The organism is Arthrobacter sp. Y3221087, assembly GCF_059089905.1.
The window spans coordinates 338,945-356,753 of the sequence record NZ_JBNHFE010000003.1; the positions used below are offsets into that span (position 1 = coordinate 338,945).

The window sequence follows — 17,809 nt, forward strand, 5'->3', positions numbered from 1 at the left end:
GGGTTATCTCCTTGGCCGGAGTGGCCGGTGAAGCCATGGATCCGCCGGTTTGGAGAACCCTTTAGCTGTCTCTCAATATTACCCGCGGGTAAGTTCCGGTGCTAGGGGTGGAGTGGGCCTGGAGTTCTCCGGCTACGTCCACTGTTGACGCGTGGTTGATCAGGCGGTCCCAACCCGCGTTGATGCCGTGGACCACTGCCAGGAGCGAGTTCACAACCATCACCCATGCCAGCCTGCCGACGCCCAGCAGCACCAGGGCCGCCAGCCCTGCGGCTAGGACGAAAGCTGCCAGGATGAACGCGAAGACCAGCGTTCCGATAAAGACCAGAGTGCCGGTTTCGAGTGTGCTTAGGTCGAACTGCATGTATCCCCCTGCTGCTGCGGCGTTGCGATGGCGAAGATCAGTAGCAGAAGCGTAGGGGTACTTCTTCGCGGTGGGCCAGAGCCCCGGCCTGCGGAGACCGCTGTTGATATGGGATCGAAATCCTACGGCGCAGTAGGTCACGGAGGGGTCGCGGCCGCTGGGTTAACCTTGTAGCTGGCAGTTTTCCGTTCCTGCCCCCGCCCCCGCCCCGCAAACAGCCCAAGGAGAGTGTGTGCCCCGCTCCGCCAGGTCATCCGCTGACGCCATCAGCGCCCGGCTCCGGGACCTCGAACTCCTCACCAAAGGGCCCGCCTGGGCCCTGACGCGGTCGGCGCCCTGGGTGATCGCGGTGCTGCAGGCATCCTTCACCCGCACCCGTCCGCAGCTGCCGCTTGAGGAGTTCCACGCCGACGTCGACTCCTTCCTCGAGGAGCTGCGCCGGCAGGACCCCGGACTGGGCGGCGGAGCCAACGGCAAATCCTTCGGCGACGAATGGACGCGGCGCCAGTTCCTGACCCGCCGGAACCAGTCGGGCCAGATCGTGTACGAAGTTACCGAGCCCGCCGCCCGTGTGCTCGCCTTCCTGGACAGCCTGTCCAGTGAGCGCTCCACCCTCAACGGCTCCCGCCTGGGCACCCTCCTGGGGGACGTGGAAAAGCTCGCCAACGAGACCAACCCGGACCAGAGTGCCCGCCTTGAATCCCTTGAAGAGGAGATCGAGGAGCGCCAGCAGCTGATCCAGGACATCAGCAGCGGCGAGTTCGACGGGTTGCTGGACGATGACGAAGCGGTGGAGGCCGCCGGCAACATCCTTGACCTCGCCGCGAGCCTGCCGGCGGACTACAAGAAGATGCGTGACCGGATCGAGGAGCTGGTGGGCGAGCTGCGCAACCAGATCATCGAGGAATCCCTGACCAAGGGCGCCACCATGGCCCAGGTGCTGGAGGCGGACAAGCGGCTCCGCCAGAGCCCGGAGGGCAGGACCTTCCGCTCGTTCACGGCCTTCCTTGAGGATCCCCAGCAGCAGCTGCGGTTCCGCTCGGCCATCGGCGAGGTGCTGAGCCGGCAGTTCGCCGACGACCTTTCCGCCGAGGACCGCGAAACCCTGAAGAACCTGGTGGCGGAACTGCGCCAGCAGCACAGCCAGATCCAGCGCATCTACGGCAAACTCAGCGAAAGCCTCAACACCTACATCCAGAGCGACGACTTCCGCCAGTCCATCCGCCTGCGCCAGGTGCTGCGCGAGGCCGAGCAGGCCATCCGGTCACTGCCCTACGAGCGCGACCGCCCGGGACTGGTGCCCGGCCCGGTGCTCTACAACGCGGGCTTCGAATCCCTCTCCATGGTGAAGCTCTTCGACCCGGACGAGTTCGCCGCTCCGCCCAAACTCGCGGACCCCATCGCCTTCAGCGACTCGGACAGGGTGCGATCCGTGCGGACGGGCAAGGCCAAACCCCAGGCCATCCGCTCCGCCATGGCAGGAGCCGCCACCCTTGCCGAGGCGTGGCAAAACCTGCCGCCGGAGGAGCAGCACATCAACTCCATCCGGGCGCTCCTCTCCCAGGCCCTCCACGACGGCGCGAACTTTGACCGCGAAGCCATCGACGGCCTGGACTTTGAACAGATAGACGGCACCACCCGCAGGGCCTACCTGCCCGTGGTCACGCTCGCAAAGGATTGACGATGACTGAAGACAGCACGACGGCGGTTCCGGCAGGCGAGCCTGCCGGGACTGCGACCAGCCCGGTTATCGGCGGCGTCACTCCCCGCGACACCTTTGTTGACGGTGCTGCCCTGTTCCCGGGGGACACTGGAGTGCTGTCCATGAAAGTGCGGCAGGCGCTGGTGAAGCTCCTGAAAGGCCCGTACATCGACGGCGGCCGGGACGAGAAGCTGTGGACCGTGCTGCTGGACAACCAGGTGATCCTGCGGAGCCGGCTGTCCGAACTGTTCCTGGCCATGCAGCTTGACCACGAGCGCAAAATCGCGGTCCTTCGCCCGGTGGACCCCGAGGTGATCGGCGGCGGCGCCCGCTCAAGCATCCTGCGGCAGCAGCGCGCACTGAGCCGGGTGGAGACCATCGTGCTGCTCCGGCTGCGCCTGCTGCTGGACCGGCACGTCACGGCGCAGACGGATCCCACCATCACCCGCGAGGAAATCGCCGACCTCGTGGCCCACTACCAGCCCGCCGGCCAGCAGGACGCCCTCCGCGATTCCGACGTCGTCACCCGTGCCATCACCAAACTACTGGCCCGCCAGCTCCTGCTTCCCACAGGCCTGGACGACGTCTACACGATCTCCAACGCCCTGCCCCTGGCCCTCCCGTTCGAAAACATCGGCGACATCCCGGCCCACATCGAAGCTTTGGTGGCCGCATCAGCAGACCAGTCAGGAACAGAACCCCTCCTGGATCTGGATGCGGACTCCTCCTCCCCCGACGAGGACAGTGACGACTCCGAAGGCGACGATAAGAGCGACGACGACGGTGCTGCCGCCCAGGGAGTGGCATCGGGCCTGTCGGAGCCGGGCGCATCGTCCGCAGGACGATTGCCGCCCGGCGAAGGGGCGGGGGCGGCAGCACCGTCGTCGGCCCCAGCCACGACCACGGAGGAGTCAGGACAGTGAGTATCGCGAGCATGCTTCCGATGGGCGAGGTGACCAACCCGGGCCAGATGCGGCTTGCGCTGGTGCAGGTGGTCAACTGGGGCACCTTCCACGGGGCGCACACGATGCACGTGGACCGGGACGGCACGCTGCTCACCGGCAACTCAGGCGTGGGAAAGTCGACCCTGTTCGATGCCATGCTGCGGGTGTTCGATGCCCGGCCGCGGTCCAACGAGGCGGCGGCGCAGCGTTCGGGCGGGGCCGTGGAGGACAAGCGGACCACATTCACGTACATGCGCGGCAAGGTGGGCGACAAGGCCGTGGGCGAGGGATCGGCGAGTGCGTTCCAGCGCCCGGGTGCCACCTGGTCCGCCGTCGCGCTGACGTTCGACAACGCCGCGGGCACCAAGGTGACGGTCTCGGCGCTGTTCGACCTGCCGAAGAACGGCACGGAGTCCAGCGTGGGCCGGTTCTACCTGATCGACAGCACGCCCCTGGACCTGGAGACCGTGGAGGGCATCGCCGCCAAGCGGTTCACCAAGGCTGTACTTGAGACGACCTTCCCGCACGCGCAGGTTTTCGACGTGCACAAGGCCTTCGCCGAGCGCTTCCGCCGGCTGCTGGGGATCAACTCGGACCAGGCGCTTCCGCTCCTGCGCGTCATCCAGGCGGGCAAGGGGCTGGGCGGCAGCGTCAACACGTTCTTCCGGGACCAGGTGCTGGACGCGCCGGCCACACTTGCCGCCGCTGACGACGTGGTGGAGGAGTTCAGCAACCTGATGTCCATCCGGCAGCGGCTGGAGGACGTGCGGCAGCAGCGCGACCAGCTGGCTCCCGTTCCCGGGCTGAACCGCGAGTACGCGCAGTCGCTCCTTGACGCGAACCGGCTGCGGGAGCTCGCCGGCGAGGAGTTCGAGGCGTACCGGCAGCGGCTGGCTGTCACGGTCCACGAGAAGACACTGGCCCGGTTCAAGGAGCTGGCACAGGCGAAGGCCAAGGAGCTTGGGGCCGAGCGCGCGGTCCGGGACGGCCTGGCCAAGGAACTGCGCCAGCTGGAGACCGACTACAACAGCCAGGGCGGCAACGCGATTTCCGCGATTGAGCAGTCGCTTGAAAACGCCCGGGTGGGGCTGAAGCTCCGCCAGCAAGTGGAAGGATCGGCCCAGCAGGCGCTCGCCGACGCCGGGCTGCGGCTCGAGTGGACGGCCGGGGGCTGGGAGCAGGCGCATGAGCAGGCAGCGGCGCGGTCGGCCGAGCTGAAGGACGATTCGCAGGCCCTCCAGGAGCTGCGGTTCGAGGCCTTCGACGCCCAAGCGACGAAGAAGCGCGAGCTGGCAGCGGCTGAGCAGGAACTTGTCTCGCTGAAGACGCGCAAGTCCCTGCTTCCGCCGTCGAGCATTGAAAACCGTTCCGCGATTGCTGCCGCCACCGGCATCCCGGAAGAGCGGATGCCGTTCGCGGGTGAGCTGATGGACCTGGCTGAGGGGGAGGAGCGTTGGCGGCCAGCTGCTGAACGTGCGCTCCGCAGCCTCGCCACCACGCTGCTGGTTCCGGGCAAGCACTTCGCCGCCGTCACGCGGTACCTGAATGACAACAAGGTGCGCGGCGCGTTGCGGGCAGTGGATGTCTCCAAGCCGCTGGCCGGCGGCGCACTGGCCGTGGAGGACGTGCGCGACGGCGACCTGCTCACCAAGCTGGACATCCTCGCCACGGGTGCGGCTGCTGAGGCCGGAGCCTGGATCCGTGAACGGATCGCACTCGACTTCGCCTACCCCTGCGTGGAGGATCCGGACGAACTGGCCGGCCTGGATAAGGGCCTGAGCCTGGGTGGCGTGGTCAAGCGCAACCGCCACACCGTGGAGAAGGACGACCGCTTCACCAGCCGGCAGGATTATGTCCTGGGCTTCGACAACGCCGCCAAGCTGGAACTCGTGGCCGGCCAGGTGGAGGATCTCCGGCAAGAGGTGGCCAAGGCCGCCGAACTCGCGCAAAGCCGTGAGGATTCGCACCAGGGCATGAGCCGCCAGCTTGAAGCCCTGCGCCGCATTGCGGAGGACGACCGCCCCTGGGAACAGGTGTCAGCTGCGGTGGCAGCGGATGAGCTGGCGCGCATTGAGCAGCGGCTCAAGGACGCCCTCGCCGCCCAGGCGGACCTTGAACCGCTGCGTGCCACCATTGAGGAGGTGCGGCAGAAGCACCAGTCCAGCACCGAGGCTGCCGCGGTCCTGCAGAGCGAGTACAAGGCCCTGGACCGTCAGCTGACCGCTGCCGATTCCCTGCTGGAAGGCGCACGTGAACGCCTGGCCCAGGCGCCGCCGTCGGACGCCACGGTTGCCGCGCTGGAACCGCGCTTCGCCGACTTTGGCGACGTGGCTGAAATGCACGAACTGGACAACCTGGCCAACCGGGTGCGGACGGCGCTGCTGGCGGAGCTGCATGCTGCCGAGTCCCGGGGCCAGGCCACCGCCGAGCGGCTGACGCGGATCTTCGAGGGCTTCGTGCGGGACTGGGGGAGTGCCATCTCCGCCGACCATGGCACCACCATCGGCGCCGCCAGCGAGTTCGAAAGCCGGTACCACGCTATTGTCAGCGACGGGCTGCCGGCGCAGGAGGCGGAGTTTCGGCAGTTCTTCAACCAGCGCACGCACGAGTCCTTCAGCACCCTGCTGCACCTCCTGGACGAGGAACGCCGCTCCATCACCAGCCGGATCCTGCCCCTCAACGGCATCCTGTCGCAGGTGAACTTCCATGAGGGCAGCTACCTGGAATTGGATATCAAGCAGACCCTGCCGCCCACGGCCAAGCAGTTCAAGGACGCCATCCAGAACGCGCTCAAGGCCCGCCACACCCGGCCTTCCCGTTCCGATGCCGCGGGAGCGGAAAAGAACGACGACGACGAGCTCACCGCGCGCTACAAGTCGCTGGAGACGCTGGTGAAACGGTTGGGCTCGCAGGCGCCGGAAGACCGGCGCTGGCGGGCCGAGGTGCTGGACGTCCGCGGACACCTGTTCATCCAGTGCAAGGAGCACCGTGAGGTGACCGGCGCGCCGTCGGGCAAAAAGGCGGGCAAGAAGACCGACGTCTTCATGCATGCGGACACGGGCTCCATGTCCGGCGGCGAGCGGCAGCGCTTTACCGCGTTCATCATGGCCGCCGCGCTGAGCTACCAGCTGGGCATCGCCGAACAGGGCTTCACCACGTACGGCACCGTGATGATGGATGAGGCGTTCGTCCTGGCCTCCGAGGAATTCGCCGGTGCCGGCATCAAGGCGCTGCACGAGTTCGGATTCCAGCTGCTGCTGGCCGCGCCGGAGAACGTCATCGACCTGTCCCGGCACCTGGGCTCGGTGACCGAGATCCTCCGCGACAGGCGGACCAACCGTTCGGGCGTCCTGGCGGCTCCGGTGATCAAGCCCCGGCCCGGTGAAGAGGGGTCTTGGCGGTCCGAGGCAAACCCGGTGGATATCGTTCTGCGCTGATCCGAAACCGTAAATAACAAATTGATGGATTTATTCTTCACGCTCTAGAACCAGGTGTTTTTGCTGTGCCACTCTTGGCTCTACCAACTCACCTCGCCTGAGTAAATCCCACAGGTACTGCGGACAAACTGGGGTTCCGCACTGTCCCCAAGAGACGATGGCGTCATCTTGAAAGGCATTCCGATGCACCTGCAACACCGAGCATCCTTCCTCCTGGCCGCGATCACTGCGGCGGCGCTGTCCCTCGCGGGCTGCGCGGCAGGCACTTCTGGGGGGAGTGGGGAGACCGCGGGGCCTTCCGCACAAACGGCCACGTCGAGCGGGGGCGCGTCCGCAACGCCGGCCGCCCCGACGGTCACCACGAGCCCCGATCCATCAATTGTTCCCGCCGCCACCTCGTCCCCCGTGCCCCCGGGACCGGAAGCCTTCACGTTCGCAGACGGCCGCCTGTCGTTTGCCTATCCTGCGGGCTGGAGCGTGAAGCATGAGCAGGTGTCAGCGTCCCCCGCCGTGGAGACGGCGACCGTCTTGGATGCCAGCGGCAAGGAGCAGATCGCTGTGTACTACAGCCAGGTCGGTGACGCCACGGCCGGAAACGTCACCAGGAACATCATTGAGACGGATCCGGTGCCGGGACTGATCGGCGCTTCTGTTCCCACGCCTAGTTCTTCGTTCTTTATTGATCGCACTGATGGCGCTACTCATTACCGGATGGGCCTGACACCAGGAGCGCCCGTCTCGCCGGACGGGCAGGTGCAATACGGCCTTGTCAGAATCGGCGACCGCATTTTCACCGCAGATGTGCTGTTCGATGAACCGCGGTTCGAGGGTCCTGAGGCAGCGCAAGCCTGGTACTGGAGTGCCGAAGGCCGTGCCCTGAAGTCCGTGCTCATGAGCTTCTCCTACCGCTGACCGGCAGGCGGGGAAGCCCTCCTCCACTTGGGGGAGGGCTTCCGCCTGCAGGGCTGGCCTGCGCGCCTATTACTGACCCTGCACGCGGGCCAGGAATTGGGCGGTGCGGTCCTTGAGGCCTTCAATCTGGCGGAGGACGACGGCGGCCGGGTCCGGATTGATCTCGTTGGCCGGCGGTTCCTTGCGCACGTTGCCGCAGCACAGGAAGTCTGCGCAAATAAGGGTGCCCACGGTGTTGCCGTCGCGTCCGGACTGGCCGGCGCGCCTGGCCACCCAGAGGAGTACGTCCTCCTTGGAAAAGACGTCCCGGCAGAGCTCGCAGAGCACTGAGCGGTTCTTCCGGGCGCCGCTTTCGGGGGCACGCAACATGATGCCGGTCAGGCCTTTAGTGCCGGGGACTACCAGGTACCCGCGGAGGGGCATCTTCCCGTCCCGCCAGCCCAGGAACTCGAGGTTGTCCCAGTCAAGGGAGTCGAAATCCTTGGGCAGGTTGAGTTTGGCCGCCTCGGAGCGGCTGGCATTAATGAAGGATGCCCGGATCTGTTGGGGCGTGACTGATTGCATGGCTGTGCTTTCGTAAGAGATGGGACCCGACGTGGGTCAGGGAAACAAGGGGTCAGTCATTCCCCGCGGAGCAGGCCAAAGCGGCCGCCCCGCTTCCCGTGGCAGCCGCGGCCCTCAAGGCCCTCCGCGTGCACATTTCTCCGTGGTTCCCATCTCTTCTGCCCGCTGGTTGGCCATGTACGGAACCAGCAGTGTCATCCTGCCAAAAGAGGCACCGCCTGTCCAAGGCAGCGACACGCGTCAGTCCTTGTGTCCTTCATCACGCTGGGGAATAAGATACGTAAACGTTGCGTAATGCAGCACAGGGTAGGCTAGCCTTACTTGAGTTCGCATCGTTCACTTAAGGAGTTCCGTGACTTCCCCCCTCTTCACAGGCCTTGGTGCCACACGCCGCACGCTGTTCAAATCAGCCGGCAAGGCGACGGCCGTTCTGGCCGCAGCGGCGCTCACCCTCTCGGCCTGCTCCACAGGCCCCGCGTCCTCCACCACGGACGCCGGCACTTCCAGCTCCAGCAGCTCGCAGTTCCCGGTCACCATCGAACATGCATTCGGTGAAACCATCATTGAGAAGCAGCCCACCCGTGTAGCCACCGTCTCCTGGGTCAATGACGACGTCGCCATTGCCCTGGGCGTTGTTCCCGTCGGTGTCCCCAAGAATGAGTGGGGCGGCAACGAGCAGGGCTCCACCCCCTGGAAGGACGCAGCCCTCGAGGAGCTCGGCGCCGGCTTCGGCTCGGACAAGGCCCCGGTCCAGTACTCCGAGGCTGACGGCATCAACTTCACCGAGATTGCAAAGCTCACCCCGGACGTCATCCTGGCCGCCTACTCGGGCCTGACCGAGGAGGACTACAAGAAGCTGACCGAGATCGCACCGGTTGTTGCCCATCCGGAGCTGGCCTACGGCACCTCCTGGCAGGACTCCACCTCCATCATCGGCAAGGCCCTCGGCAAGGACGCCGAAGCCACCAAGCTGATCTCCGACACCGAAGCCACCATCAAGGAGAAGGTCTCCAAGTACCCGCAGATCGAAGGCAAGAGCTTCATCTACGGCAACCTGGAGCCGGCCAAGGGTGACGGCGTCAACGTCTACACGGCCAACGACAACCGTCCCCGGTTCCTCTCCGAAATCGGTATGACGCTTGCCCCCGTGGTGGAGGAAAACTCCAAGGATTCCAAGGAGTTCTTCATCCCGTGGTCTGCCGAGAAGGCCAATGAGCTCGAATCCGACGTTTTCGTGACCTGGGTTCCGGACTCCTCCACCGCGGACGCCATCAAGGCCGACCCGCTGCTGAGCCAGATCCCCGCCATCAAGAACGGCGCCCTGGTTGCAGATCCGGACAACACGCTGACGCTGTCCATCTCCGCTGCCTCCCCGCTGAGCCTGCCGTGGTCGCTGGACACGTTCCTGCCGCAGCTGGCCACCGCGGCGGATGCAGTGAAGTAAGCACCGCTCCGTGACGCACAGTACGACGACGGCGGCCTCCCCGGGAGGGGCCGGCACTGCGGTGCAGGGGAAAGGACCGAAGGGTCCCTCCCGCGGCCCCGCTTCCGGAGGAAAGCGGGCCGCCTGGCTGCTGGCCGCCGTCGTCGTGCTGGCCATCCTGGCCGGGGCGTCCCTGGCCATCGGCGCCCGCGCCATTCCCCTCGGCATCGCGTTGGAGGCGCTGACCTCCTTTGATCCCGCAAACGGGGATCATGCAGTAGTCCACGCCCGGATCCCCCGCACCGTGCTCGGCCTCCTTGCCGGCGGTGCGCTGGGCCTTGCCGGCGCGGCCATGCAGGGCGTCGCCCGCAACCCGCTCGCCGATCCCGGCATCATCGGCGTTAACGCCGGAGCCGCCCTGGCAGTGGTGACCGGCATCTACGTCTTCGGCGTCGCCACCTTCTCCGGCTACATCTGGTTCGCCTTCATTGGCGCGGCGGTTGCCGCCGTCGTGGTGTACCTCATCGCTGCCCTTGGCCGGGACGGTGCCACGCCCGTGAAGCTGGCGCTGGCCGGCGCCGCACTCAGCGCCGGACTGTACTCGCTGATGAACGTCATCCTGGTGTCCAGCCAGGACACCCTGGACCGCTTCCGCTTCTGGCAGGTGGGCGGCGTGGCTGGCCGTGACTGGTCCGTCGTTCTGCCCGGGATACCCTTCCTCGCCGTGGGCGCCGCCATTGTGCTCCTGACCGGACGCATCCTCAACAGCCTGGCCCTCGGCGACGACATTGCCCGTGGCCTCGGCCAGCGCGTGGGCCTGGCCCGTGCTGTCACTGCCCTGGGCATCGTCCTGCTGTGTGGAACGGCCACCGCCCTTGCCGGGCCGATCGCCTTCGTCGGCCTGGTGGTTCCGCACGCTGTCCGGTTCCTCACCGGGCCCGACTACCGGTGGATCCTGCCGTTCTCCCTGGTGGCCGCCCCCGTGCTGCTGCTCGCGGCCGACATCATCGGCCGGGTTGTGCTGCTCCCCGGTGAAGTTCCCGCCGGCATCATGACCGCTTTGGTGGGTGCACCCGTGTTCGTCTGGCTGATCCGCCGGGGGAAAGGGGCCGGACTGTGACCCTCACCCAGATGGAGCAACGCCGCGGCAGCCTGCGCCTGAATCGGACCGCCGTGCTGGCCGCCGGCGTCGTCCTCCTGTTTGCGGTGTACGTCCTGCTCGGCAGCTACACCGTCACAATCCCGGACTTCTTCAAGATCCTGGTTGCGCACCTGACGGGCGGGGAAAAAATTCCCGGTGCCAGCTTCATCGTCATGGAAAACAAGCTTCCCCGGGCAGTCATCGGCACCATGATCGGCCTCGCGTTCGGCCTCGCCGGTGCGCTGTTCCAGACAATGCTCCGCAACCCGCTGGCCAGCCCCGACGTCATCGGCATCAGCTACGGTGCCAGCGCCGCCGCCGTCTTCGCCATCGTCGTTTTCGGCGCGTCAGGCGCCGTGGTCTCCGGCGCGGCCCTTGCCGGTGCCCTGGCTGTGGCCGCACTCATCTACGCAATCTCCGCTGGAGGAGCCCTGCGCGGAACCAGCCGCGGCAGCGCCGCCGGCAACCGGCTGGTCCTCGCCGGCGTGGGCATCGCGGCCGCACTCCACGCGGTGGTCAACTTCCTGATGACCCGGGCCGATATCCGCACCGCCGCCGACGCCCTCGTCTGGCTGAACGGGTCCCTGAACTCCGCCAACTGGGACCGCGCAGGTGTCTTGTTTTTCGCCCTGGTGGTCCTTATCCCCGCGGTGGCCGTCATCGCCGGGCCGCTGCGGATCCTTGAACTCGGGGACGATGCCGCCGCAGGCCTGGGTGTCCCAGTCAACGCGTCCCGCCTCGCCCTGGTGATCATCGCCGTCACGCTTGCGGCCGTCGCGACGGCGGCAGCCGGCCCGGTCGCTTTCGTCGCCTTCCTCGCCGGGCCCATAGCCCGCCGCTTCACCGGCAAAGCCAGCCTCCCGGCGTCGGCCCTGGTGGGAGCGCTCATCGTCCTCGCGGCCGACTACTTCGCCGCCAACCTTGCCCCGCTGCTGCTGGACGGCACCGTCCTGCCGGTCGGCGTCATCACCGGCGCGCTCGGCGCCCCCTTCCTGCTGTGGCTCCTGGTCGCGGCCAACCGAAAGGATGCCTGACGTGGCTGTTCTCAATGCCAAGGACCTGACGCTGAAATACGACCAGCGCTGCGTGGTGGACGGCCTCAGCGTGGAAATCCCCGAGGGCAAGGTGACCATGATCGTGGGCGCGAATGCCTGTGGGAAGTCCACGCTGCTCCGCGGCCTGTCCCGGCTCCTCAAACCCGCGTCAGGCGCCGTCACGCTGGACGGGAAGGACATTCACGCCCGTCCTGCCCGGGAGCTGGCACGCACCCTTGGCCTCCTCCCACAGCACCCCACCGCCCCGGACGGCATCACGGTCCGCGACCTGGTGGGCCGCGGCCGCTACCCGCACCAGGGCTTCTTCCGCAGCTGGAGCGACCAGGACGACGCCGCCGTGCAGCGCGCGTTGGAAGCAACCGAGACGCTGGCCCTCGCCGGGCGCGACGTGGACGAACTTTCCGGCGGGCAGCGGCAGCGGGTGTGGATCGCCATGGCCCTCGCCCAGGAAACCGACGTCCTGCTGCTGGACGAGCCCACCACCTACCTGGACCTCGCCCACCAGGTGGAGGTCCTGGACCTCGTGACGGACCTGAACCGCAAGCGCGGCACCACCGTGGCAATCGTCCTGCATGACCTCAACCTCGCCGCCCGGTATGCGGACAACGTCATCGCCATGAAGGCCGGCGCCGTGGTGGCCGTGGGCAAGCCGCGTGAGGTAGTCACCGAAAGCCTGGTCCGCAATGTCTTCAACCTCGACTCCCGCGTCATCCCCGACCCCGTGTCCGGAACGCCCCTGATCATCCCCATCGGCCGCCACCACGTCCCCACCGAACTGGAGCTTGTTTCATGAAGACCCGAAATGCTGCGTCCGCCAAGCCGATGAACGCGCAGTCCATGAATACAGAGCCGATGACCCTGGCGTTCGAGGTCACCGTCTCCTCGGTCCAGGAACTCAGCCCCAACTTCCGCAGGATCACGTTTGGCGGCTACTCGCTGCGGGACTTCGGCGTCCACGGGGACACCCTGGACCTCCGGATCAAACTCATGATCCCGTCCCTCGCCGCTGACGGCACGCAAATTCCGCTGCCGGTCTTCGAAATGGCCGAGGCGGGATGGTACCGCGAATGGCTGGAGATGGACCCCGCCGGCCGTGGATCAATGCGCACCTACACGGTGCGGCAGGCCCGGCTTGACGCGGTGTACCCGGAGATCGACGTCGATTTCGTCATGCATTTCGATGACCACGGCCACGGCGGTCCGGCTGCCAACTGGGCCCTCAACGCCAAGCCCGGGGACGCCATCACCATCATCGGCCCGAACAACCGCGCCGCGCACTGCGTCACCGCCGAAATCTACTCGGGCATCGAATGGCGGCCGGGCCTGGCCCAGCGGATCCTCCTTGCCGGCGACGAAACAGCTGTCCCGGCCATCTCCGCCATCCTGCAAAGCCTCCCGGAGTACATGACCGGCCACGCCTTCCTCGAAGTCCCCGAGGCGGGCGACTTCCTGGAACTCACCTCACCCGCCGACGTCGAAATCACCTGGCTGGCGCGCGGTGCGCAGATCGGACGGTCCCGGCCGCACGGCGAACTGCTGCAGGAAGCCGTCCGCAAAGCCGTTCCCGTACCCGGCTGGGTGGGGATCAAAGAAGTGGACGGCGGAGCCGGGCCCGAGCCCGAAGACGTCAACGTGGACGTGGACATCCTCTGGGAGACCCCTTCCCGGATGGAAACGTCGGAGATCATTGCCACCAAGAACCCGGGCATGCCGGCGGGCGCCATGCCTTTCTACGCGTGGATCGCCGGCGAAGCAGCCGTCATCAAGGACATGCGCCGGTACCTCGTCCGCGACGTGGGCATCGACCGGAAGCAGGTTGCGTTCATGGGGTACTGGAGGCAGGGCAAAGCCGAAGGGTAAGCCCTTCCGCCTGGTTGGGTCACCGTGACTGCCGGCTTGCCGTCGCTTAGCGGTTGGACCCTTCCCAAACTTCGCAAGCTCAGTTCGGGGCCCTCGGGTCCGCCCTTCCTCCCTACTCTCCGTTCCGGCCGCGAACGGCCTCCACTGCGCTCCAGTCGGCGATGCGCTCCTACGCAAAAGTGCGCGCCGGCTTGATCTGCACGTCGCCAAACGCCCGCTCACTTCTGGCGGCTAAAACCCGGACGCGCGCTCACGTTTGGCGGCGTAAACCCGACGCTCGCTCACTTACTGTTAATCCCGGCGTCGTACTTCCTTTTCTTTCGGTGGCTAGGTTGGCGCTGTGGTGCGTGAACCTTTGCTTCCTGACTCCGGGCGGCGGGTGTTCGTTGCCCTCGGGGACTCGTTCACCGAGGGTGTGGGGGACCGGGACGAGCGGCTGCCCAACGGGGTGCGGGGCTGGGCTGACCGGGTGGCAGAGAAACTCGCCAAGGCACAGCCCGGGTGGAAGTACGCGAACCTGGCCATCCGCAGCAAGCGGCTCCGGCACATCATCGATGAGCAGTTGGAACCGGCACTGCGGATGAGGCCGACGCTGGTCACCCTCTATGCCGGCGGCAACGACATCCTCGACCTGAAGACAGACATGGCTGTGCTGATGGCTGACTATGAGGAGTTCGTCCGTCAGCTGGCGGGAACTGGGGCCACCCTTGTGCTGTTCACGGGCTTCGACGTCAAAGTGTCGGCGCTGCTCGAGCCGCTGAAGAGGCGCAATTCCTTTTACAACGAACGGGTCCGGGAAATTGCCGCCAAGTACGGGGCGGTCCTGGTGGATTACTGGTGCCTCGACGCCTTCCACGACCGCCGGATGTGGGACTCGGACCGGCTCCACATGTCAAAGGCCGGACACAAGTACCTGGCCGGGCAGGTACTGGACCAGCTGGGAGTCCCGCACAAAATCAGGCCCAAGGACTGGCAACCGCCAACCCGACTTACCCTGCGGGAATGGGAGCGGCGCCAGCGCCGCTGGGTGAATGACTGGGTCCTGCCGCTCTTCGGACGCAAACTGCGGGGCGTCACCCTGGGGGACCAACTGAGCCCGCGCTGGCCCGAACCGGTCAAAGTCCCCAGGAAAGGCGGGCTGAAGAAGGTGGCGGCAGAAAACGCTGCAGCCGCAGAAGGCGCCTAACTGTCCAGGAGGTTCTCGAAGCCCGGCGCCACCCGGCCGGCGTGGAACTCCACCACTTCAAAGTCGGCCACGCCATTGGTGTAGAACGGGTCCTGCGCCAGGCTGGCGTCCAGCGTGGCACGGTCCGCCCGGGAAAGCAGCAGGCCCCCGGTCCGGGGAACCTTCCGGCCGGCGGCGATGAAGACGCCGTCGTCGAAGGCTCTCTGCAGCCAGCTGATGTGCGCATCATTGTGGAAATCGACGATGTCCTGCGGAACCCGGTAGGTCAGGGAGACAACATACATGCGCCATAGCCTACCGGGGGCCTGCGGCACCGGAACCCGGCCGGGCGGCGAAGCTTGAAGGATCAATCGTAGAATATGGGAATGACCGAACCGCGGTGGCTCAACCCCGATGAACGACGTGCCTGGCTCGCCCTGGTCAGCATCAACACCCTGCTGCCCGCAGCCCTGGACACAAAACTGCACGCTGCCGGGAAGCTTTCGCTCTTCGACTACACCGTTCTGGCAATGCTTTCGGAGGCGGACGAGCGGTTCCTGCCCATGAGCGAGCTCGCGGCCCGGAGCAGCGCGTCCCTGTCCCGGCTTTCCCACGTGGTGACCAAGCTGCAGAAGCGCGGATGGGTGGAGCGCCGGCCGCACCCCCACGACGCCCGGGTCACTATCGCCCACCTCACGGAGGAAGGCATGGCCACCATCGTCGGCCTGGCGCCGGACCACGTGGAGTCGGTACGCAACCTCTTCCTTGACGCCTTGACCGAGCAGGACGTCCTGGACCTCGCCCGGATCGGCGAAAAAGTCGTGGGCCGCCTGGACGCGGACCATTGGATCCTGCGCGAAAGCTAGGGACCCGCACCTACGCCTCCCGTCCGGTTGGTTGCTCCCGGCAACGGATGGCAAACTAGCCGCTATGGATTTCACCTCCCGGTTCGTGGCCCTTGGCGACTCCTTCACCGAAGGCGTGGGCGACGACGATCCCACCCGTCCCAACGGCGTCCGGGGCTGGGCTGACCGTGTGGCAGAGCAGCTTAGTGCCGCGGACCCAGGATTCGGCTACGCCAACCTAGCCATCCGCGGCAGGAAACTCCGGCAGATCCTGGCCGAGCAGGTGGACGCCGCCGTCGAGCTCAAACCCACCCTGGTGAGCATCTACGCGGGTGCCAACGACATCCTGCGCCCCCGGATCGACATCGACGACCTGCTGGCAGAGTACGACGACGGCATCCGCAAGCTGGCTGCCACCGGCGCCACAGTGCTGACGTTCACTGGATTCGATGCCCGCGGCTCCAAGGTTTTCGGCACGATGCGCGGCCGCACAGCCATCTACAACGAGTTGGTCCGCGGCATCGCAGGTGATCACGGGGCCCTGCTGGTGGACTACTGGCGCTTTAGCGAGTACTACGACTGGGGCATGTGGGCGAAGGACCGCATGCACATGTCCGCAGCCGGGCACGCCAACATGGCCAAGCGGGTCATGGAAGTGCTCAAATACGACCACTCCATTGACATCCCGCCCATGACGCCAGTGCCGGAGCTGAAGGGCGCTGAAGCGCTCCGCGCCAACGCCCAGTGGTTCCGGGAATACGCCGGCCCGTGGGTGGTCCGCCGCGTCGCAGGCAAATCCTCGGGAGACAACCTCTCGCCCAAGTACCCCCGGCTGACCCGGCTCTAGGCGCTCGGGAAGGTGCCGCGGTCGGGCCCTGCTTATACACCCAGTTCCCCCGGATTGGTCTTTAATTGCGCGAACTCGTAGACTTGGTAGGCGCTAAGTGCGCGGAGCGTGCGCAATTGCTCCGGTTGCCCGGTATTTTCTCCAGGGTGGCCGGTAGTTAGGGGCTCAAGTTGCGTGACTAACCGTTCGCCCTTTTTATTTTTGGGTCGCCCTTAGCAGCATGGTCCAGCAGCAGATATGCGGATCATTACATTCAATTCTTGAGGAGAAGTCATGGCAGCACACTGCCAAGTGACCGGGGCCGAGCCGGGCTTTGGGCACAGCATTTCGCACTCGCACCGTCGCAACAAGCGCCGGTTCGATCCGAACATCCAGAAGAAGCGCTACTGGGTTCCGTCCCTGCGCCGTAACGTCACGCTGCAGGTCTCTGCTCGTGGCATCAAGACCATCGACGTACGCGGCATCGACGCAGTCGTCGCCGAAATCCTGGCTCGTGGGGTGAAGCTCTAATGGCAAAGGACAAGGACGTACGTCCGATCATCAAGCTCAAGTCGACCGCGGGCACGGGTTACACCTACGTAACCCGCAAGAACCGTCGTAACGACCCGGACCGTCTGGTCCTGAAGAAGTACGACCCCAAGATCCGCCAGCACGTCGAATTCCGAGAGGAGCGCTAAACATGGCTAAGAAGTCCAAGATTGCTCGCAACGAGCAGCGCAAGGTCATCGTTGAGCGTTACGCTGCCAAGCGCCTCGAACTGAAGAAGACCCTGGTTGACGAAAACGCAACCGACGAAGCACGCGAAGCAGCCCGCCTGGGCCTGCAGAAGCTGCCCCGCAACGCGTCCCCGATCCGTCTGCGTAACCGCGACATCATCGATGGCCGTCCCCGTGGCACCTTCCAGAAGTTCGGCATCTCCCGTGTCCGCTTCCGCGACATGGCCCACAAGGGCGAACTTCCGGGCATCACCAAGTCTTCCTGGTAATCCCGCAAGGCTGATACCAGCTGCTTGGAAAGGGCCGGCAACCATCACGGTTGCCGGCCCTTTCTTGCGTTAACCCACAGCCGGAACGGCCGGCGTCCACTGTGCTGCAGGACACAGGAAGTATTTCGACGGCGGGTGGTTGTCTGGGTGGGATGGTGGGTGGTTTTGGCGCGGGTTTCCGGGGTTTTGGTGGGGTGGTGGGGCCGGGTTGCGGTGGGGTGGGTGGGGGTGTATTGTTTTCTGAGTCGCCGCGAGGGAGACAGCGAAGAGCTGGTTACCGCGGGCGGCCAAACCCCTAAAACAAAGACCAAAATCTGGTGGCCCGTTTGGGCGCCGGAAACGGGTGGGGGCGGTTGAGAGGGACGCGGGTCGCGGAAACGCTGATTTGCAAAGTTCTTTGAAAGCCGGTAAGTTTGAAAAGTTGCTCCGGAGCGATCCTGAATGTTTGGTTTGGGTGGTGCCGGGTGTGTCTGTTGTTTGAGAACTCAATAGTGTGCCAAGTTTGTTGATACCGATTATGTATGTAATTGGTTGAATTTGCCGGATCGTGCCGCCCCTGTGGCAT

Annotated in this window: 18 protein-coding genes; 15 read left to right on the forward strand and 3 right to left on the reverse strand. The window is 65.9% G+C overall.

Annotated features, from left to right (window positions below):
- Nucleotides 1-61: 61 nt before the first annotated feature.
- The gene (locus tag AC5RUO_RS13425; RefSeq protein WP_494103778.1) at nucleotides 62-364 is read right to left on the reverse strand and encodes a hypothetical protein; all 303 of its coding nucleotides are present in this window, start codon (nucleotides 362-364) and stop codon (nucleotides 62-64) included.
- A 232-nt stretch (nucleotides 365-596) separates the two neighbouring features.
- On the opposite strand from AC5RUO_RS13425, the gene AC5RUO_RS13430 reads away from it, so the two are divergent.
- From AC5RUO_RS13430 to AC5RUO_RS13445, 4 genes are all read left to right on the forward strand, one after another.
- Nucleotides 597-2,045 (forward strand): DUF3375 family protein, encoded by a 1,449-nt coding sequence (locus AC5RUO_RS13430; RefSeq protein ID WP_494051851.1) that lies wholly within the window; start codon nucleotides 597-599, stop codon nucleotides 2,043-2,045.
- Nucleotides 2,046-2,047: 2 nt separating this feature from the next.
- Entirely contained in the window at nucleotides 2,048-2,989 is a 942-nt protein-coding gene (locus AC5RUO_RS13435) for a DUF4194 domain-containing protein (RefSeq protein WP_494103779.1), read from the forward strand.
- Nucleotides 2,986-6,447, forward strand: coding sequence for an ATP-binding protein (locus AC5RUO_RS13440; RefSeq protein WP_494103780.1), 3,462 nt, complete (start codon nucleotides 2,986-2,988; stop codon nucleotides 6,445-6,447). The genes AC5RUO_RS13435 and AC5RUO_RS13440 overlap by 4 nt, the downstream gene beginning before the upstream one ends.
- Nucleotides 6,448-6,630: 183 nt before the next feature.
- Nucleotides 6,631-7,359 carry a hypothetical protein gene (locus AC5RUO_RS13445; RefSeq protein WP_494103781.1) on the forward strand — a complete coding sequence of 243 codons (729 nt, stop codon included), beginning with the start codon at nucleotides 6,631-6,633 and terminating at the stop codon, nucleotides 7,357-7,359.
- A 69-nt stretch (nucleotides 7,360-7,428) separates the two neighbouring features.
- Here the strand turns inward: AC5RUO_RS13445 and AC5RUO_RS13450 are convergent, their stop codons facing one another.
- Nucleotides 7,429-7,923, reverse strand: coding sequence for an FBP domain-containing protein (locus AC5RUO_RS13450; protein ID WP_494011577.1), 495 nt, complete (start codon nucleotides 7,921-7,923; stop codon nucleotides 7,429-7,431).
- A gap of 352 nt (nucleotides 7,924-8,275) precedes the next feature.
- Between AC5RUO_RS13450 and AC5RUO_RS13455 the strand changes: the two genes are divergently transcribed.
- The 6 genes from AC5RUO_RS13455 to AC5RUO_RS13480 all read left to right on the forward strand — a co-directional run bounded on the left by AC5RUO_RS13455 (nucleotide 8,276) and on the right by AC5RUO_RS13480 (nucleotide 14,588).
- A complete protein-coding gene (locus AC5RUO_RS13455; RefSeq protein ID WP_494011578.1) occupies nucleotides 8,276-9,367 on the forward strand; it encodes an iron-siderophore ABC transporter substrate-binding protein in 1,092 nt (363 codons plus the stop codon).
- 61 nt (nucleotides 9,368-9,428) lie between these two features.
- Nucleotides 9,429-10,466 carry a FecCD family ABC transporter permease gene (locus AC5RUO_RS13460; RefSeq protein ID WP_494103790.1) on the forward strand — a complete coding sequence of 346 codons (1,038 nt, stop codon included), beginning with the start codon at nucleotides 9,429-9,431 and terminating at the stop codon, nucleotides 10,464-10,466.
- 11 nt (nucleotides 10,467-10,477) lie between these two features.
- Complete coding sequence (locus tag AC5RUO_RS13465) at nucleotides 10,478-11,521, forward strand: FecCD family ABC transporter permease (protein ID WP_494052010.1); 1,044 nt, start codon at nucleotides 10,478-10,480, stop codon at nucleotides 11,519-11,521.
- Nucleotide 11,522: 1 nt separating this feature from the next.
- The gene (locus AC5RUO_RS13470) at nucleotides 11,523-12,335 is read left to right on the forward strand and encodes an ABC transporter ATP-binding protein (protein WP_494011580.1); all 813 of its coding nucleotides are present in this window, start codon (nucleotides 11,523-11,525) and stop codon (nucleotides 12,333-12,335) included.
- Nucleotides 12,332-13,402 carry a siderophore-interacting protein gene (locus tag AC5RUO_RS13475; RefSeq protein ID WP_494103782.1) on the forward strand — a complete coding sequence of 357 codons (1,071 nt, stop codon included), beginning with the start codon at nucleotides 12,332-12,334 and terminating at the stop codon, nucleotides 13,400-13,402. The genes AC5RUO_RS13470 and AC5RUO_RS13475 overlap by 4 nt, the downstream gene beginning before the upstream one ends.
- Nucleotides 13,403-13,742: 340 nt before the next feature.
- Nucleotides 13,743-14,588: an SGNH/GDSL hydrolase family protein gene (locus AC5RUO_RS13480; RefSeq protein ID WP_494011582.1), complete on the forward strand. Its 846-nt coding sequence runs from the start codon at nucleotides 13,743-13,745 to the stop codon at nucleotides 14,586-14,588.
- Here the strand turns inward: AC5RUO_RS13480 and AC5RUO_RS13485 are convergent.
- Nucleotides 14,585-14,872 carry a YciI family protein gene (locus AC5RUO_RS13485; protein WP_494011583.1) on the reverse strand — a complete coding sequence of 96 codons (288 nt, stop codon included), beginning with the start codon at nucleotides 14,870-14,872 and terminating at the stop codon, nucleotides 14,585-14,587. The two genes, AC5RUO_RS13480 and AC5RUO_RS13485, sit on opposite strands and share 4 nt — an antisense overlap.
- Before the next feature lie 81 nt (nucleotides 14,873-14,953).
- On the opposite strand from AC5RUO_RS13485, the gene AC5RUO_RS13490 reads away from it, so the two are divergent.
- The 5 genes from AC5RUO_RS13490 to rpsN all read left to right on the forward strand — a co-directional run bounded on the left by AC5RUO_RS13490 (nucleotide 14,954) and on the right by rpsN (nucleotide 17,244).
- Nucleotides 14,954-15,433, forward strand: coding sequence for a MarR family winged helix-turn-helix transcriptional regulator (locus AC5RUO_RS13490; RefSeq protein WP_494011584.1), 480 nt, complete (start codon nucleotides 14,954-14,956; stop codon nucleotides 15,431-15,433).
- Between the two features lie 64 nt (nucleotides 15,434-15,497).
- Complete coding sequence (locus AC5RUO_RS13495; RefSeq protein ID WP_494103783.1) at nucleotides 15,498-16,259, forward strand: SGNH/GDSL hydrolase family protein; 762 nt, start codon at nucleotides 15,498-15,500, stop codon at nucleotides 16,257-16,259.
- Nucleotides 16,260-16,532: 273 nt separating this feature from the next.
- A complete protein-coding gene (gene rpmB, locus AC5RUO_RS13500; RefSeq protein WP_009358852.1) occupies nucleotides 16,533-16,769 on the forward strand; it encodes a 50S ribosomal protein L28 in 237 nt (78 codons plus the stop codon).
- Nucleotides 16,769-16,936: a 50S ribosomal protein L33 gene (gene rpmG, locus AC5RUO_RS13505; protein WP_003798558.1), complete on the forward strand. Its 168-nt coding sequence runs from the start codon at nucleotides 16,769-16,771 to the stop codon at nucleotides 16,934-16,936. The genes rpmB and rpmG overlap by 1 nt, the downstream gene beginning before the upstream one ends.
- 2 nt (nucleotides 16,937-16,938) lie before the next feature.
- Entirely contained in the window at nucleotides 16,939-17,244 is a 306-nt protein-coding gene (gene rpsN / locus AC5RUO_RS13510; protein WP_009358853.1) for a 30S ribosomal protein S14, read from the forward strand.
- Nucleotides 17,245-17,809 lie beyond the last annotated feature (565 nt).

Bases quoted from the DNA above. Each gene is read 5' to 3' on its own strand.
- AC5RUO_RS13490 (WP_494011584.1), top strand. From the start codon at position 14,954: ATGACCGAACCGCGGTGGCTCAACCCCGATGAACGACGTGCCTGGCTC.
- AC5RUO_RS13445 (WP_494103781.1), top strand. From the start codon at position 6,631: ATGCACCTGCAACACCGAGCATCCTTCCTCCTGGCCGCGATCACTGCG.
- rpmB (WP_009358852.1), top strand. From the start codon at position 16,533: ATGGCAGCACACTGCCAAGTGACCGGGGCCGAGCCGGGCTTTGGGCAC.
- AC5RUO_RS13450 (WP_494011577.1), bottom strand. From the start codon at position 7,923: ATGCAATCAGTCACGCCCCAACAGATCCGGGCATCCTTCATTAATGCC.
- AC5RUO_RS13435 (WP_494103779.1), top strand. From the start codon at position 2,048: ATGACTGAAGACAGCACGACGGCGGTTCCGGCAGGCGAGCCTGCCGGG.
- rpsN (WP_009358853.1), top strand. From the start codon at position 16,939: ATGGCTAAGAAGTCCAAGATTGCTCGCAACGAGCAGCGCAAGGTCATC.
- AC5RUO_RS13465 (WP_494052010.1), top strand. From the start codon at position 10,478: ATGGAGCAACGCCGCGGCAGCCTGCGCCTGAATCGGACCGCCGTGCTG.
- AC5RUO_RS13475 (WP_494103782.1), top strand. From the start codon at position 12,332: ATGAAGACCCGAAATGCTGCGTCCGCCAAGCCGATGAACGCGCAGTCC.
- AC5RUO_RS13485 (WP_494011583.1), bottom strand. From the start codon at position 14,872: ATGTATGTTGTCTCCCTGACCTACCGGGTTCCGCAGGACATCGTCGAT.
- AC5RUO_RS13425 (WP_494103778.1), bottom strand. From the start codon at position 364: ATGCAGTTCGACCTAAGCACACTCGAAACCGGCACTCTGGTCTTTATC.
- AC5RUO_RS13495 (WP_494103783.1), top strand. From the start codon at position 15,498: ATGGATTTCACCTCCCGGTTCGTGGCCCTTGGCGACTCCTTCACCGAA.
- rpmG (WP_003798558.1), top strand. From the start codon at position 16,769: ATGGCAAAGGACAAGGACGTACGTCCGATCATCAAGCTCAAGTCGACC.